The following is a 16,071-nucleotide window of genomic DNA, read 5'->3' as shown; positions in this document are numbered from 1 at the left end:
AGATCGCAGCCTCGTTGCACTCGACAGCTCCTACGGGGGGATGGCGCCCTCTCCCGTCAGCCCCTGGCCGGCGATGTGTCTTTGACGTCGGCCGGGGTCGGCGCCATTTGCAGGTGCAGACGCTCACCGGTGTACGGCGAATGCTTGCGCACCACGTCCATGTTCAGCTCCACCCCCAGGCCCGGCTCGGTGGACGGGATGATGTAGCCGTCCTCCCATTGCAGCGGCTTTGTCAGGACTTCGGCGTGAAAACCGCCCCAGGTCATGATGCTTTCCTGGATCAGGAAGTTCGGCGTGCAGGTCGCCAACTGGAAACTCGCCGCCGCGCCAATCGGCCCGTTGTAGAGGTGCGGCGCGATCTGCGCGTAATAGGCCTCGGCCATGCTCGCGATTTTCTTGGCTTCCAGCAGGCCGCCGCAGCGAGCGACGTTCATTTGCAGGATGGACGCACCGCCGGCCTGCAACAGCTTGAAGAATTCGTACTTGGTGGTCAGCCGTTCGCCGGTGGCAATCGGGATCGTGGTCTTGGCCGCGACCTGCGCCATGGCGTCCTCCTGACCCGGCGGCACCGGTTCTTCGAACCACAGCGGATCGTATTTCTCCAGGCGCTTGGCCAGGCGAATTGCCGACGACGGGACCATTTGGCCGTGGGTGCCGAACAGCAGGTCGCACTTGTCGCCCACCGCTTCGCGGATCTTGCGGCAGAAGGTTTCGCAGCGCTCCAGCACTTCCAGGGAAATCTGGTGCCCGGAGTACGCGGTGTACGGCCCGGCCGGGTCGAACTTCACGGCGGTAAAGCCTTTGTTCATGTTTTCGATAGCACACTCGGCAGCTAGGTCCGGGTCGTCGTAGTCGTACTCACCCTGGCTGTTGACCGGGTACAAGTAAGTGTAGGAACGCAGGCGCTCGTTGACCTTGCCGCCCAACAATTCGTAGACCGGTTTGTTCGCCGCTTTGCCGATGATGTCCCAGCAGGCCATCTCCAGGCCGCTGACCACCCCCATCATGGTCAGGTCCGGACGCTGGGTGAAACCGCTGGAATAGGCCTGGCGGAAAAAGCGCTCGATGTGGTGCGGGTCGTGGTTGAGCAGGTAGCGTTCGAACACGTCTTCGATGATCGGCAGCATGGCTTTGGGGCCGAAGGTCGCGGCGTAGATTTCGCCCACGCCTTCGATGCCGCAATCGGTCTTGAGCTTGACGAACAGCCAGTACATGCCGCCGATGTGCGGTGGCGGTACGGCAACGATATGGGTTTCAAGGGCGACGATTTTCATCTCAGGCACCTGCTTTGTTCAAAGATTGACGATTGACACGCGCGCGCAGGGTCAGGGCCGCGAGGGTCCCGAGCAGGCCGACGAAGGCGATGTAGCCGAAATACAGCTTGTAACCAAAGGCACCGGGGAAATGTTCGGTGAGGTAGCCGTTGATCAAGGGAATAAAGGCGTCCGGCAGGTAACCGACCACCGAGACAATGCCGATGGCCAGGCCGGTGATGCGCAGCGGAATGTTGCAGGTGTCGAGGATCGCCCAGTACAGACCGCGAATCGCGTAGGTCATCAGGCCGATGAAAATCACCGTGCCAATCAGCAAGCCCATGCTGTTGAGCGCCGGGAACACGATCAGGCCGACCATCGCCAACGTCGCGCAGAACAACGCCACGATCAGCACCGAGATGTTCGAGAACTTGTCACCGAGCCAGCCACCGCCGATCCCGCCAATCGGGCGCATCCACAACTTGATGGTGGTGATGGTGCCGGCCATGACCGCTGTCATGCCACCGCCCTGCAGGTAATCGGAGAAACTGTAGGTGGCCCAGAAGATGTGGTAACCGCAGAACACGATGGCCGTCACCAGCCACAGCTCAGGGATTTTCACCAGGGTCGTCAGGTCCGTGAGCAGGTTGTACTTGCCCTTCTCCACCGCCGCCGTGTCTTCCATCGACTTCGGGTCCTTGATCAGCACCAGCACGCAGCCGATGGCAATACAGGTGAAGGCGTAGAGGTAAACCACGTGCTTGAAACCTTCAGCGGCGGACTCGCCACGGGTTTCGGTGGCAAAGGCAAACAGCCCCAGCGCCACCGTGGCCAGCAAGGCTTCCACCAGGCCACGACCGCCGTCGAGGATGCCGAAGAACCGGCCTTGTTCCGTGTGATGGGCAATCATCTTCACCCGCTTGAGCACCGAGGCCCAGAACGTCAGGCCGGTGGTCAGGCCCCAGCAACCGAAGATGATCATCAGACCGGTCATCGATGGCGCCGTGGAGTACCAAAGCCCCAGGGCTCCGGTGGCCACCAGCGAAAAGAAAATCAGAAAGCGTGGCGCAATCCGGTCCGCCAGCCAGCCGCTCGGCAAGTAGCTGAGCAGGAAAATCGTCCCGAGCATCGAGTACAGATAACCCAGCTCGCTGTGGTTGATCTGGAACACTTCGAGCATGGTGGTCTGGTAGACCTGACGCAGGTACAGGATCGGGTAGATCGCCCCGGCGGCCAGCACCAGCAGCATCAGTTGGAAATAGCGACTTCCCTTGTCACTGTGGCTTGTTGAACCCGCGTTCGAACCCTGAACAGCGGCAACAGTGGTTGCAGGCTTGGACATCTAAGTGACCTCGGGCAACCCGGTGGTCCGGGTGCCCCAATAATTATTTTTATATAACTCAGGTGTACTCAGGCAAATGTGGGAGCGGGCTTGCTCGCGAAAGCGGTGTGTCAGGCCATTGATGTGTCGACTGACACACCGTCTTCGTGAGCAAGCCCGCTCCCACATAAGCGGGAGGCGTGTTCCGGATGAATCAGTACTTCATCACCACCAATCGCGTCTGGGTGAATTCGAGCATGCCGTGCTTGCCGTCATCGCCGCCCAGACCGGAGCGTTTCCACCCGGCGTGGAAGCCCTGGTACGGGTCGGCCGGGGTGCGATTGACGTACAACTCGCCGGCCTCGATGGCGTTGGCGACTTTCATGGTGGTGCGGTAGTTCTCGGTGTACAGCACCGAGGACAAGCCGAACTGGTGATCGTTGGCCATGGCCAGCGCTTCGTCGATGTCGCGGTACTTGAGCACCGGCAACACCGGGCCGAAGATTTCTTCCTGGATGATTTCCATGTCCTGGCGGCAGCCGCTGAGCAGGGTCGGCGGATAGAAATGACCGTGGCCTTCGGGGATAAAACCGCCTGTTTCCAGTACAGCACCGTCGGCGACGGCGCGCTCGACCATGGCGTGGATGTTCTGCCGGGAACTGGCGTTGACCAACGGGCCCATCACGCTGGCATCGGTGGCGCGGTCGCCAAACTGCACGGCGCTGATTTTCGATTTCAACAATGCGAGGAACTGCTCGTAGACGCTTTCCTGCACGTAGACCCGCTCCACCGCCGTGCACAACTGGCCGCAGTGGGTGGTCTTGGAAGCCACGATGGCGCTGGCGGCGGCTTCAAGGTCGGCGTCGGCTTCGATGATCGCCGGGGTCTTGCCACCCAGTTCCAGGGACGGCTTGGCGATGTTGGCCTTGCAGTAATCGAGCACGATGCGCCCGGCGTTGACGCTGCCGGTCAGGGTGATCAGACCGACTGCTTTATGGGTGCACACCGCCGCCGCGGTCGCGTGGTCCATGGTCAGGATGTTCACCACACCGGCGGGCATTCCCGATTGCTGTACAGCCTTGGCGATTTCGAAGGCCGAGGTCGGGGTGTTGTTGCTCGGGCGCACCACCACGGTGTTGCCGGCAATCAGCGCCGGGGCGATTTTGCGCAGCAAGGTGTAGACCGGGTAGTTGAACGGAATCAGGCAGGCGACCACGCCAATCGGCTCGCGGTGCAGAAAGAGGTTTTCGTTGGGGCTGTCGCTGGGAATGATCTCGCCTTCGATCCGCCGCGCCCACTCGGCGTGGTAACGGGTGATCTGCGCGCCATAACGGGCTTCGTTGCTGGCGTCGGCAACGCTTTTGCCGGATTCGGCGGCCAGGGCTGCACCGATGTTTTCGGCGCAGGCTTCAAGGGCATCGGCGAATGCGCGCAGGTGCTCGGCGCGTTCGATGCTGGTGAGCTTGCCCCAGACCTTCTGCGCAGCGGCGGCAGCATCGACAGCGGCAGTGGCTTCAGCGCCGGTGGCCGCCGAGACATGGCCGACCAAGGCTTCGGTCGCCGGGTTGTAGACTGCAATCAGCGCGTCGCTGGCAGGCTCAATGAAGTGACCGTTTACAAAGTTTCGCTCGAGTCGCATGTGCATCGCCCATCGTTGTTTTTATCCAGTTCATGCAGTCTTGGCATCCGGGACGGGTTGAACAAACGATTTATTGAGCGGGGGAACATTCGAAAAATGCAGGTTAGTGAGATCGCCCCCTCACCCCAGCCCTCTCCTCAGAGGGGAGAGGGGAAAGGGAGCCGATCTTCATGCTGTTCAAACCCGAGTTCGGCGAGACATTTCAGGTCGATGTAACGTGTCCAAACAACTCGGTCGGCCCCCCTCTCCCCTCTGGGGAGAGGGCTGGGGTGCGGGGTGGTTCTAAAGGCAAACTCAACTTCCAGAAGACGCCGCCGTAGAAGGTTCCAGCTGCCTTTGCGCCAACCAGATTTCTTCCTGCAACCATTGGCTGAACACCTGCAATTGCGGCATTTCGGTCTGCTCCGGGCGGGTTACCAGCCAGTAGGATTGATGCCCTTCCACGTGCACGTTCAGCACTTGGGTCAACTGCCCGCTGGCCAGCTCCGGGGCGACCATGTGCCAGTCGGCAATGGTGATGCCCAAGCCGTCGGTGGCGGCGCGAATCGCCAGGTCCAGCAGGTCGAATTCATAGCCGCCCTGGGTGTCGACGCCGCTGATTTTCGCCGCGTCCAGCCAGTGTTTCCAGGTCAAGTAGCGCTGGTCTTCCCGGGCCAGCACATGCAGCAGCGTCAGGCGATTGAGGTCGATGCCGCCCTCGCTCCACTCCCGCGCATACAAGGACGGCGCGCACACCGCGATGTGCCGCTCCTGGATCAAAAGCGAGCTGTCCAAACCATCCCATTCGCCATCGCCAAAACGGATTGCACAGTCTAGAGTGCTGGTTTCCGCGAGGCTGTCCTGCAGGCGGGTGGTGATACTCAACTCCAGTTCCGGGTGCTTCTCCCGCAGGCGTCCCAGGCGTGGCATCAACCAGCGGCTGGTGAAGGTTGGCGGCGCGTTGATGTGCAGGCGATTGGCGTGGGATTTCTGCTGGATGCTGCGCACCGTCAGCTCAATCTTGTCGAAAGACTGGTGCAGTGCCCGCAGCAACACCCGGCCGGCGCTGGTCAGTTCGAGGTGATGATGCCGGCGCTCCAGCAGGTTCTCGCCCAGCTGTTCTTCGAGCTGGCGCACCTGTCGGCTGACCGCACTCTGGGTGACGTTGAGCAACTCCGCCGCCCGGGTAAAGCTGCCGGTGCTGCCGGCCACTTCGAAGGCTTTGAGCGCATTGAGCGCGGGCATTTTGCGTTTCATGAACAGGACTCGCGCAAGGGCTGACGAGCGCCAAGCATCCCACGGCTTGTGGGAAATTTCCTGAGTAACATGCATTTTTGTGTTGTGCGGGGTGATTTGAAGCGGATGCTTTGTGTGGGAGCGGGCTTGCTCGCGAAAGCGGTGTATCAGGCAACCTTGTTTTGGCTGACACACCGCTTTCGCGAGCAAGCCCGCTCCCACATTTGATCTGCGTTGTATCAGCGGGGGTCGTTTTTTGATTGGGAAACTGTCGCTGACGTATAAATAGCATGAGTATTTCGCCGCACACTCATGACTATTAAGCACTGGCCGTTTTATTTATATAAACGCTAGTCTGACTCCCATTAAATCCCGCCATGCACTAATGCACTTACATAGGGCGAACCCTGCAACTTCGCTCCATCCTGTTGCAATTAATCCGAGCCAAATACATGCCATCTGTTATTAAGTCACCCGCTAGAAGTATTGGCCTGTTGGCGCTTATCTTCACGGCCTGTAACGCCACTACCCACGGTTTCAGCATCTTTCTGTATTCGGCGTTATTGCCCGAGATCCGTCAGTCATTTGGACTGAGCTACAGCCAGGCCGCGCTCATCGCGGCGCTGTTGCAGCTGTTCTATATGGGCACGTCGATTGTCAGCGGGATCGCGGCGGCGTGGATCAGCCCGCGCAACATGGTGCGCCTGACGATGGCCTTGAGCCCGTTGCTGTTGGCATTGGCCGTCGCCACGCCGTGGGTGCTGCCATTTGCGCTATGCCTGGCGCTGGTCTCGGCCTGCGCGGTGTCGAACTGGAACGCTATCGCGGCGCTGACCGGCGAGGTGATCTCGGCCTCCCACCGCAGCCGCGTGCTGGGGCTGGCATCGTCGGGGGCGGCGTTTGCGATTTGCCTCAACGGTGTGCTGATCGCTTTATTGCACGGCATCTCCCTGCGGCACTTCTGGCTGATCTGCGCCGGTTTGACGCTGATCGTCACCCTGCTGACCTTCTGGGCCCTGGCCCCGCTCGCAGCGCAACAACACCACACATCCAGCAGCGCGCCGTCGCTGCGCCGAGTCCTCAGGCAATGGCTGCACCTGTGCCTCGAGCACCCGGTGGCGCTGCACATTCTGCTGCTCAGTGCTTTTATCGGCGCCATCAGCGGACCGTTCCTGAACTTCCTCTCGGCGTTTGCCAGCGCACGCCTGGGGGCCAACGCGCAGATCACCGGATCGCTGTGGACGCTGATCGGCATCGGCGGCGTCGTCGGTGGTTTGCTACTCGGTTCATTGGCGGATCGCTGGGGCGCGCTGCGGGTAATGGCGTTGAGTATCAGCGCTTTCGGCCTGGCGATGCTGGCCCTGCTCTGGCAGCCGACCCTGGGCCTGACCTGGCTGGCGGCCGGGCTGTTCGCACTGTTTTACTTCCCGGTCTGGGGCTTGATGGCCGCCTACCTCAGCGCACGATTGAGCCCGGTGCACAGCCTGCAAGTGGTGAGCCTGAGCATGGTCGGCTACGGCCTGGGCAGCGCCACCGCCAACTGGCTCTGCGGCTGGCTGCTGCAAGCCACCGGGCAATTTGCTCTGGTGCATGGCTGGATCATCTGCTGGGTGGCGGCCAGCCTGTTATTGCTGCGGTTGATGGCCCGTCGTCAACGCCGCGAGCCCGCGTTGGGCCAACAGGTCTGAACGGCCCAGCTCACGGCAGAGAATGTCCACCAGCGCCTCGACCGGCAACGCCTGAGACTGAGTCGAACGCCAGACCATCAACCGCGCCGGGTCGATCGGTGGAAAGCCCTGGGCCTCATCGAGCACCTGCCACCCCGGCGGCACCAAGCGGCGCGCGGTGACGCCCACCGACTGCCCCTGTTCAATCGCAATCCCGATGCCGCGCGGACTCTGGCTGGTGTAAACCACATGCCACGGCCGCCCGGCCTCGGCCAGCGCCCGCACCGCGTTAGCGCGGAAGGCGCAGCCCTCGGCATACACCGCCAACGGCACCGATTCGTGCTTGCCGGCGCGCCACCCTTCAGCGGCCACCCACACCAGCGGCTCGTCGCACAGGTATTCCCCCGGCTGCAGATTGGCGTGCTGCACACCCAGCACCAGATCCAGTTCGCCGCGCTGCAAGCGGCTGACCAACGCGGTCGACATCTCGCAACAAATGTCCGGCCGCACCTGGGGAAACTGCGCCTGGAAGTCCCGCAAGACCCCGGCCAGGCAGAACTGCGCATAGTCCTCGGGCATGCCGACGTGAATGCACACCTGCTCGTCGGGCAACTGCACGGCGTTGATCGCATCGGCGTGCAGCTTGAGGATCTGCCGGGCGTAGATCAAAAAGGTTTCGCCGCCGGGGGTCAGGCCCACCGAACGACTGGTGCGTTGTACCAGTGGCGTTCCGACGATCTCTTCCAGCCGCTGCAAACTCTGGCTGACGGTCGATTGGGTTTTATGCAGGCGTTCGGCGGCCGCGGAAAACCCGTGGCACTCGATAATCGCGACAAAGACTTTAAGTAAGGTCCCATCCAGTTCGCCCGACATAACTATCGCCCCTGCCGATGGATTCGATCACAACTTGTAATTTCCACTTCGCACCTCTTTAAGCAACTATCGATTCAACGCCAAACACTGTTAATTGATAGTTCCAGGAGACTTGCATGAGCCTTCAACTTGCCGACGCCGAAGTGGGCGATATCAGCGACATCATTAATACCGAGTTGTACCCCATACATGATTCGGGCCATGTCCAATTACAGGCACTGATCGAACACGCTCGCGCCGAACTGGCCGAGGACGGCTGCTGCCTGCTGAAGAATTTCCTGCGGCCCGAGGCGCTGGAACAGGCCCGCGCCGAAGGCCAGGCGCTGTCGGGCAAGACGTTTTACTCGGTGCGCAAGGTCAACGCCTACTTCACCGAAGACGACCCCACCCTGCCCCAGGATGACCCGCGCCGCACATTCATGGAGCGCACCAGTGGCTTTGTGACCCGGGACATGATCGCCCCGGACGCGATCATTCATCGGCTGTACGTCTCGCCGATGATGAAACGCTTTATCGGCGCCTGCCTCAACGAACCGGAGATTTTCGAATACGCCGACCCGTTCGCCGGCCTGGTGATCAACGTCATGCCCGAGGGCACGGAGCAGCCCTGGCACTTCGACACCAACGAATTCATCGTCAGCATGATGACCCAGAAGCCTGAGGCCGGCGGTCTGTTCGAGTACGCGCCCATGATCCGTACCCGCACCCAGGAAAATCTCGGCGCGGTGGGCAACGTCGTGCGCGGCGACGATCGCAGCCGCGTGCAGGAACTGGAACTCAACCCCGGCGACTTGCAGATCTTCAAGGGCCGCTTTTCGGTACACCGGGTGACCCGCGTCGAAGGCGCCACCGAGCGCAACACCGCGATCTTCGCCTACTCCGAAAAGCCCGGAATCATCGGCCGCGCCCAACGCACCAAACAGCTTTACGGACGCCTGTCCGAAGCCCATCTGCAAGCCGAACGCAACCTGGTGCGCAGCGACCGGTTGCTCGACTGATCCGCCCTCAAAAAAATTCTTGGAAAAAACCAACCGTATTTGCCCTGCGAGGAACACCCCATGAGTCTGTCCGGCCCCAACCGCAACCCCGCCGACTGCGAACCGACCTACGACGAAATCCAGCAAATCCAGCTCGACCGCTTGCAACGGGTGCGCAACGAACTGAAAAAACGCGACTACGCCGCTTGCGTGCTGTTCGACCCAACCCACATGCGCTACGCCACCGGCTCGCGCAACATGCAGGTGTACTCGGCGCGCAACCCCGCGCGCTATGCCTTTATCCCGGCGGAAGGCCCAGTGGTGATCTTCGAATTCGGCGGCTGCCTGCACCTGGCGGAAAAGCTCAACACCGTCGATGAAGTGCGTCCGGCCAAAGCCATTTCCTATTACTTCTGCGACAGCTTCCTGAGCAACGTCACCGCCGAATGGGCGGCCGAAATCGATGAACTGGTGCGCAAATGCAGCGGTGGCAACAAGCGCATCGCCATCGAAAGCGCGACCTCGGCCGCCGCGTTCGAACTGCAAAAACTCGGCTATCAGATTTTCGACGCCCAGGAACCGCTGGAACGGGCGCGCTGCATCAAGGTGCCGAACGAGCTGAAGATGATCCGCGCCAGCCTGCGCGCCACCGAGGCCGGGGTGCGCTTGATGGAAAGCAAACTCGTGCCGGGCATCAGCGAAAACGAACTGTGGTCGCACCTGCACCAGCACGTGATCGCCACCGACGGCGACTACGTGGAAACCCGGCTGTTGTCCTCCGGCCCGCGCACCAACCCGTGGTTCCAGGAATGCAGCACGCGGCCGATCGAGGCCGGTGACCTGGTGGCGCTGGACACCGACGTGGTCGGGCGTTTCGGTTACTACGCCGACTTCTCGCGGACCTTCCTCTGCGGCGAGCAAGCCGCGACCGCCAAGCAACAGGAACTGTACAAACTAGCCTACGAACAAGTGCAAACTAACATGGAAATGCTCAAGGCCGGGCGCAGCTTCAAGGAATACGCCGAGCTGGCATGGAAGATCCCGGACAACTACAAGGCCAACCGTTACTTCGCCCTGGTGCATGGGGTTGGCATGACCGGTGAATACCCGTACGTGGTGCATCGCGAGGACATTGATTCGCTGGGCTACGACGGTGTGTTCGAAGCGGGCATGACCATCTGCGTGGAAAGCTACATCGGTCACGATGAAGGCGGCGAAGGGGTCAAGCTCGAAGAGCAGATCTACATCCACGAAAACGGTGTCGAATTGCTCTCCGACTATCCGTTCGATCCGCGCCTGATGCCGCGTTGATTCCAACGCATGAAGGACCCCACGCGGGTCCCCCTGAAAACGCGACCCTCTGTAGCAGCTGCCGAAGGCTGCGTTCGGCTGCGAAGCAGTCGTCATCCAGCCAATGCGGGGCAGCAGGAAGAATGTGGTCGCACCGTTTTGCGACTGCTTCGCAGCCGAACGCAGCCTTCGGCAACTGCTACAGGAGCGTTCGGCGGCGGCTACAGAAGACGTGCATAGCGGTCGCAAACACGCGCGGTAAACGGCCGCATTCAATTTTCCGGGCGCAACGCTTTCGAAGCGGCGTCTTCCTTACGGTCAGTAACATGCATTTATCGAACGTTTCACCGTTGAATTTATCGTTTGTCGATCTTTGCCCAGATGACAAAACTGCGGGCATCTCTAATAAAAACAACATGAGAGCAGCCCTATGTCCTACCCCATTTCCGACCTCCTGAGTTCGTTGCGCCTTGTTCTTCTGCCGGCTTCACGCCTGTCTTGCCTGCGCCTTCGCGGCGCCTGCCACTGACAGTTTCGGTTCATCGAAAACCGACCGCGTCCGCCGCTCGCCCCCTCTGCGGCCAGTCGAAAAACGCATCTTTGCAACGTATCGGAGAGGCATATGAAAGAGTTAATGACACTGGACGGCGCCCTGCCGCATCCAGCGGTAAACGACCTGTGCACCCAAGTCAAAACTGGCGAAATCAATCGCCGCCAGTTCCTGCGCACCGCTGCACTGCTGGGCATCACCGCCGCCAGCGCCAGCACCTTCCTCGGTTCCGCCCTGCTGGGTAATTCGGCCCGCGCCGCCGAGGCCGTGCCACCGCGCCAGGGCGGCACGCTGCGGTTTGCCTGCGCCATCCAGGAAATCCAGGACCCGATGCTGATCACCTGGATCGAAGCCTCGAACCTGCTGCGCAACTCACTGGAATTCCTGACCTGGGTCGACGCGGACAACATCACTCACCCGTACCTGGCCGAGAGCTGGAGCCCGTCCGACGACCTCAAGACCTGGACCTTCAACCTGCGCCAGGACGTGAAGTGGAGCAACGGCGACACCTTCAACGTCGAGGACGTGCAGCACAACATCGAGCGCTGGATTGCCGCCGACTCGAAGTCGGTCAACCGCACCGCGTTCCAGGACATCAGTGCCTTCGAAAAACTCGGCGACTTCCAGTTCCGCCTGGTGCTCAAGCGGCCGATGCTGGCAATTCCGGAAATGCTCAACGCCTTCACCTGCGCCATCGTCCACCGCAGCTTCAAGGCCGGTGACGATTGGGCGAAAAATCCGCTAGGCACCGGGCCGTTCAAACTGGTGTCGTTTGCGGTCAACAAGCAGGCGACTTTTGCCAAGCGTGCCGATTACTGGCGCAAACCGGCCAACCTCGACGAGTTGCGCTACGTCGACATGGGCACCGACATTTCGACGCATCTCGCGGCACTGCAGGCCGGGCAAGTAGACGTGCTGTACCGGGTGACCGTGGCCGAGCTGGACCTGGCCAAACGCTTGCCGGGTGCGCAATTGCTGACCTGCAAATCGGCGCAAACCGTGGTCATGCGCATGGCCTGCGACCAGAAGCCGTTCGATGATGTGCGGATTCGCAAAGCCGTCGTCCTGTGCGCCGACAACGCGCAAATGCTCAAGATCGCCTATCGCGGCATGGGCACCCTGGGCGAAGACCATCACGTCGCGCCGTCCCACCCGGAATATTTCCCGCTGCCCAAACGTGCGCGGGATGTGGTGGGGGCGAAGAAACTCCTCGCCGAAGCCGGCCACCCGAACGGCATCGACATCGACCTGATCGTCGGCAACACCCAGGGTCGCTATGAACAGGACTGCGCGCAGATCCTGCAACAGAACTGCGCCGAAGCCGGCATCCGCATCAACCTCAAAGTGATCCCGGCCACCCAGTACTGGCCGATCTGGGACAAAGCCGCGTTCAGCCTCACCTACTGGGCGCATCGCCCATTGGGCGTGATGTCCCTGGAACTGGCCTACCGCAGCGGCGCAGCCTGGAACGAAAGCCACTACAGCGACCCGGCGTTCGACGCTGCACTCGATAAAGCCATGGGCATCATCGACCCAAAACAACGTGCTGCCGCGATGCAAAGCGTCGAGCAAATCCTGCAGGACGCCTGCGTCATGGTGCAGCCGTTCTGGGGCGATAAATTCACCGCCGCGAGCAAGAAAGTCCAGGGATTCCAGGTTCACCCATCGGACTTCTACCCAATGGATGAAGTCTGGTTGAGCGCCTGATTCAAGCGCCCCTCATGCGGCTCGCCCACCTCGGTGGGTTGGGCCGCCATCCCTTGATTAGCCGGAGCGTGCGAGCATGGCTGAATTTCTAATGCGCAAGTTATTGGCGCTGGCGGCAACCTTGTTGTCGGTGTCAGTGATCGTGTTCCTGGCCCTGGAACTGAACATCGAGGACGTCGCAATCAACGTCCTCGGCCCCTACTCCGCCGCCGACCAGCGCGCCGCGTGGCTGGTGGAACACGGTTACAACCAACCCTTCATCTGGCGCTACCTGGTGTGGCTGAAGGATTTCCTCAGCGGCGACTGGGGCACGTCGGTGCACTTTCGGGAGCCGGTGATTGACCTGTTGCTGCCCAACCTCGGACAAACCTTGATTCTGGCGGGCCTGGCATTGGCGGTGATGGTACCCGTGGCGTTGACCCTCGGGATTCTGGCGGGCATTCGCCAGGGTTCGGCGGTGGATCGGCTGGTGTCATTCCTGTCGATCGTCACCACCTCGATTCCGGACTTTGCCAGCGCGGTGTTCGTCTCGGCGATCTTCGTGTTCTGGCTCAACTGGCTGCCGGGCGTTAGCAGCATGAGCGACGGCTTCAACGCCGTGGAACTGGCGCTGCCGCTGATGGTGCTGTGCCTGTTCGGCATCGGCTATCTGGCGCGGATCACTCGGGCCTCGATGGTCGAAGTGATGCAGGCACCGTACATCCGCACCGCCCGCCTCAAAGGCGCGTCCACCTCGCGCATCGTGTTGCGCCATGCCTTGCGCAACGTGCTGATCGCACCGATCACGGTGATCATGTTGTACATCCCATGGCTGCTGTCGAACGTGATCGTGGTCGAGGTGTTCTTCGCCTACAAAGGCTTCGGTTCACTGCTGTACACCGCGTCGCTGAACCATGACGTGTACCTGATCGAAGCCTGCGCGATGATCAGCGGCATCGTGGTCGGCGCGACCAAAATCTTCTCGGACCTGGCCTACACCTGGCTCAACCCGCGCATCACCTTGCGCAGTCTTGGCGGAGGTGGCCAATGAACTTCCTCAACTCGTTCAAACATCCGTTGGCGTTGCTCGGTTTGCTGCTGGTTGGCGGCTGGGTGTTGATGGCAATTTTTGCGCCGTGGCTGGCGCCCCATGATCCGCTGGAAAGTTTCACCCCGCTGCTGACGCCGATGACGCCGGATGGCGACGGGCTGCGCTTCCTGCTGGGCACCGACATGATCGGCCGGGACATTCTGTCGCGACTGATCTGGGGCACCCGCACCGTGTTGTTCTGGTCGATCCTCGCGACCCTGACCGCGTTTGCCGTGGGCATCGCCATGGGCCTGTGTGCCGGTTACTTCAATGGCTGGGTTGATGCTTTGCTGTCGTATGTCGCGGACACCGTGCTGTCGTTCCCGGTGCTGGTGCTGTACATCGTGATCATCATCGCCCTCGGCGCCTCGGCGCTGAATATCCTGATTGCGGTGACCTTCACCAGCGCCCCGGCGATCTTCCGCATCATGCGCGCGCTGACCATCGACATCCGCTCCCGGGACTACGTGCTCAGCGCCATCACCCAGGGCGAAGGCTCGCTGCGGATCATGCTGGTGGAAATCCTGCCGAACTGCGGCGGGCCGTTGATCGTCGATTTCTGCCTGCGCATCGGCTACACCGCGATCATGATCGGCGCCCTCGGCTTCCTCGGCCTCGGCCTGCCGCCGCCCACACCGGACTGGGGCGGCATGATCAACGAAGGCCGCAGCATGGCCATCGCCTTCCCGCACCTGGTGATCTTCCCGTGCATTGCCATCTCCACCCTGATGCTGGGCCTGAGCCTGTTGGCGGACGGTCTGGACGAACACGCCCAGAAAGGCACAAGGAGTTGAGCATGAGCCAACAACAAGTCTTAAAGGTTGAGAACCTGTCCATCGAACTGCCCGCCGGCGCCGACCGTAGCCATGCGGTCAAAGGCATCAGCCTCGACGTGCGAAAAGGCGAAATCCTCTGCGTGATCGGCGAGTCCGGCTCCGGCAAATCGGTGCTCTCGGCGGCGATCATGGGCGACTACGCCAAGGGCCTGCGCCACAGCGAAGGGGTGATCGACTTTCTCGGCGACGACATCTGCCGCATGGACGAACCCTCGTTGCGCCGCTTGCGCGGTAACCGCATCGCGATGATTTTCCAGGAGCCGATGGCGGCGCTGAACCCGGCGATTCGCATCGGTCAACAAGTCGAAGAAATCTTCGATATTCACGCACCGAGCATGCCTGCCGCCGAGCGCCGCGAACGCATGCTCGCCCTGCTCGACTCCACCCAACTGCCCGACCCGCCACGGATCGCCAACAGCTTCCCGCATCAACTCTCCGGCGGCCAATGCCAACGGGTGGTGATTGCCATGGCGTTGGCGATGAACCCGGACTTGTTGATCGCCGACGAACCGACCACGGCGCTGGACGTCACCACTCAGGCCCAGGTGTTGAAACTGGTGCGTGACCTGCGCGGTCGCGGTCAGCACGGCATTTTGTTCATCACCCACGACTTTGGCGTGGTCGCGGAAATCGCCGACCGCATCGCCGTGATGGAGGGTGGCGTGCTGGTGGAAATCGGTGAGCGCGATCAAGTGCTCAACGCACCAAGACATCCGTACACCCGCAAGCTGATCGCCGCCGTGCCGGCGCTGCACCCCGAGTTGCATGTGCCGTGCGCCGACGGTGAGTTGGCGCTGCGCATTGAGCACCTGACCAAGACTTACAACGTCGGCGGTCGTTTGGTGCCGGCGCTGAAGGATGTGTCGCTGCAATTGCCACGGGGCAAGACCCTGGCAATTGTCGGCGAGTCCGGCTCGGGCAAGAGCACGTTGGTGAAAGCAGCGATTCGGCTGGTGGACAGCGACAGCGGTCATGTGTGGGTCGGTGACACGGATTTCCTCGCGCTGCGCGGCTCGGCCCTGGCGGCCAACCGGCGGCGAATCCAGATGATTTTCCAGGACCCCTACGGCTCGCTGAATCCACGGCATCGGGTCGGCGACATCATCGCCCGCGCCGCCCAACTGCGGGGACTGTCAGCGAAAGATGCGTGGGTCGAGGCCGGGGATTTGCTGGAACAGGTCGGCCTTAAACGCGATGCGCTCAAACGCAAACCACGGCAGTTCTCCGGTGGCCAGCGCCAGCGCATCGGCATCGCCCGGGCCCTGGCGATGCGCCCGGAAGTGTTGATCGCCGATGAAAGCGTTTCGGCGCTGGATGTCTCGGTGCAAAAACAGGTGCTGGAGCTGCTCGCCGAGCTGCAACAGCGCCTGAACCTGAGCATTTTGTTCATCACCCACGACCTGCGGGTGGCGGCGCAGATCAGCGATTACATCGCGGTGATGCGCCAGGGCGAGGTGGTGGAATACGGCACGGCGCAACAGGTGTTGCTGCGACCGCAAAACGCCTACACCCAGACCTTGCTGGCGGCGGCACCCGGTGCGTCGGCGATACCGATGGTGCCCGTCGCTGAACCACCGCTGAGGCTGATCCGCCCTCAGGCCAACTGAATCAATAACCCTTTCCCCAGGTCGCAGCGTTCGCTGCGGCATGGGTTGCTGTTGCCAACGATAACTA

The 16,071-nt window shown here is 61.5% G+C and carries 12 protein-coding genes; 7 read left to right on the top strand and 5 right to left on the bottom strand.

Going from position 1 to position 16,071, the window contains the following annotated elements:
- Positions 1-56: 56 nt before the first annotated feature.
- The 4 genes from HB680_RS13075 to HB680_RS13060 form a co-directional block, all read right to left on the bottom strand.
- Entirely contained in the window at positions 57-1,274 is a 1,218-nt protein-coding gene (locus HB680_RS13075; RefSeq protein WP_213939047.1) for a mandelate racemase/muconate lactonizing enzyme family protein, read from the bottom strand.
- A gap of 1 nt (position 1,275) precedes the next feature.
- Positions 1,276-2,595, bottom strand: coding sequence for an MFS transporter (locus HB680_RS13070; protein ID WP_213939046.1), 1,320 nt, complete (start codon positions 2,593-2,595; stop codon positions 1,276-1,278).
- Between the two features lie 193 nt (positions 2,596-2,788).
- Complete coding sequence (aldA, locus tag HB680_RS13065; protein ID WP_213939265.1) at positions 2,789-4,213, bottom strand: aldehyde dehydrogenase; 1,425 nt, start codon at positions 4,211-4,213, stop codon at positions 2,789-2,791.
- Between the two features lie 294 nt (positions 4,214-4,507).
- A complete protein-coding gene (locus HB680_RS13060) occupies positions 4,508-5,449 on the bottom strand; it encodes a LysR substrate-binding domain-containing protein (protein WP_213939045.1) in 942 nt (313 codons plus the stop codon).
- 431 nt (positions 5,450-5,880) lie between these two features.
- Between HB680_RS13060 and HB680_RS13055 the strand changes: the two genes are divergently transcribed.
- A complete protein-coding gene (locus HB680_RS13055) occupies positions 5,881-7,116 on the top strand; it encodes an MFS transporter (RefSeq protein WP_213939044.1) in 1,236 nt (411 codons plus the stop codon).
- Here the strand turns inward: HB680_RS13055 and HB680_RS13050 are convergent.
- Positions 7,054-7,968 carry a LysR substrate-binding domain-containing protein gene (locus tag HB680_RS13050; protein WP_213939043.1) on the bottom strand — a complete coding sequence of 305 codons (915 nt, stop codon included), beginning with the start codon at positions 7,966-7,968 and terminating at the stop codon, positions 7,054-7,056. The two genes, HB680_RS13055 and HB680_RS13050, sit on opposite strands and share 63 nt — an antisense overlap.
- A gap of 116 nt (positions 7,969-8,084) precedes the next feature.
- Between HB680_RS13050 and HB680_RS13045 the strand changes: the two genes are divergently transcribed.
- The 6 genes from HB680_RS13045 (at position 8,085) to HB680_RS13020 (ending at position 16,004) form a co-directional block, all read left to right on the top strand.
- Positions 8,085-8,966, top strand: coding sequence for a hypothetical protein (locus HB680_RS13045; RefSeq protein ID WP_213939042.1), 882 nt, complete (start codon positions 8,085-8,087; stop codon positions 8,964-8,966).
- 60 nt (positions 8,967-9,026) lie between these two features.
- On the top strand, positions 9,027-10,256 hold the full coding sequence (locus HB680_RS13040) for a Xaa-Pro peptidase family protein (RefSeq protein ID WP_213939041.1): 1,230 nt from the start codon (positions 9,027-9,029) through the stop codon (positions 10,254-10,256).
- A 601-nt stretch (positions 10,257-10,857) separates the two neighbouring features.
- On the top strand, positions 10,858-12,492 hold the full coding sequence (locus HB680_RS13035; RefSeq protein ID WP_213939040.1) for an ABC transporter substrate-binding protein: 1,635 nt from the start codon (positions 10,858-10,860) through the stop codon (positions 12,490-12,492).
- Positions 12,493-12,568: 76 nt separating this feature from the next.
- Entirely contained in the window at positions 12,569-13,522 is a 954-nt protein-coding gene (locus HB680_RS13030; protein ID WP_213939039.1) for an ABC transporter permease, read from the top strand.
- On the top strand, positions 13,519-14,355 hold the full coding sequence (locus tag HB680_RS13025) for an ABC transporter permease (RefSeq protein ID WP_213939038.1): 837 nt from the start codon (positions 13,519-13,521) through the stop codon (positions 14,353-14,355). Before HB680_RS13030 ends, HB680_RS13025 begins: the two co-directional genes overlap by 4 nt.
- A gap of 2 nt (positions 14,356-14,357) precedes the next feature.
- Positions 14,358-16,004, top strand: a complete 1,647-nt coding sequence (locus tag HB680_RS13020; RefSeq protein ID WP_213939037.1) for an ABC transporter ATP-binding protein — start codon at positions 14,358-14,360, stop codon at positions 16,002-16,004.
- The last annotated feature ends 67 nt before the right edge of the window (positions 16,005-16,071 follow it).

The organism is Pseudomonas sp. dw_612 (assembly GCF_018449725.1).
In the GTDB taxonomy this organism is placed as follows: Bacteria; Pseudomonadota; Gammaproteobacteria; order Pseudomonadales; family Pseudomonadaceae; genus Aquipseudomonas.
The sequence above is the reverse complement of the archived record's forward strand: the minus strand, read 5'-3'. Positions and strand labels throughout refer to the sequence as shown.

Coding starts and splice junctions, on each gene's coding strand:
- HB680_RS13040 (WP_213939041.1), top strand. CDS start 9,027: ATGAGTCTGTCCGGCCCCAACCGCAACCCCGCCGACTGCGAACCGACC.
- HB680_RS13025 (WP_213939038.1), top strand. CDS start 13,519: ATGAACTTCCTCAACTCGTTCAAACATCCGTTGGCGTTGCTCGGTTTG.
- HB680_RS13060 (WP_213939045.1), bottom strand. CDS start 5,449: ATGAAACGCAAAATGCCCGCGCTCAATGCGCTCAAAGCCTTCGAAGTG.
- HB680_RS13020 (WP_213939037.1), top strand. CDS start 14,358: ATGAGCCAACAACAAGTCTTAAAGGTTGAGAACCTGTCCATCGAACTG.
- HB680_RS13055 (WP_213939044.1), top strand. CDS start 5,881: ATGCCATCTGTTATTAAGTCACCCGCTAGAAGTATTGGCCTGTTGGCG.
- HB680_RS13045 (WP_213939042.1), top strand. CDS start 8,085: ATGAGCCTTCAACTTGCCGACGCCGAAGTGGGCGATATCAGCGACATC.
- HB680_RS13035 (WP_213939040.1), top strand. CDS start 10,858: ATGAAAGAGTTAATGACACTGGACGGCGCCCTGCCGCATCCAGCGGTA.
- HB680_RS13070 (WP_213939046.1), bottom strand. CDS start 2,595: ATGTCCAAGCCTGCAACCACTGTTGCCGCTGTTCAGGGTTCGAACGCG.
- HB680_RS13075 (WP_213939047.1), bottom strand. CDS start 1,274: ATGAAAATCGTCGCCCTTGAAACCCATATCGTTGCCGTACCGCCACCG.
- aldA (WP_213939265.1), bottom strand. CDS start 4,213: ATGCGACTCGAGCGAAACTTTGTAAACGGTCACTTCATTGAGCCTGCC.
- HB680_RS13050 (WP_213939043.1), bottom strand. CDS start 7,968: ATGTCGGGCGAACTGGATGGGACCTTACTTAAAGTCTTTGTCGCGATT.
- HB680_RS13030 (WP_213939039.1), top strand. CDS start 12,569: ATGGCTGAATTTCTAATGCGCAAGTTATTGGCGCTGGCGGCAACCTTG.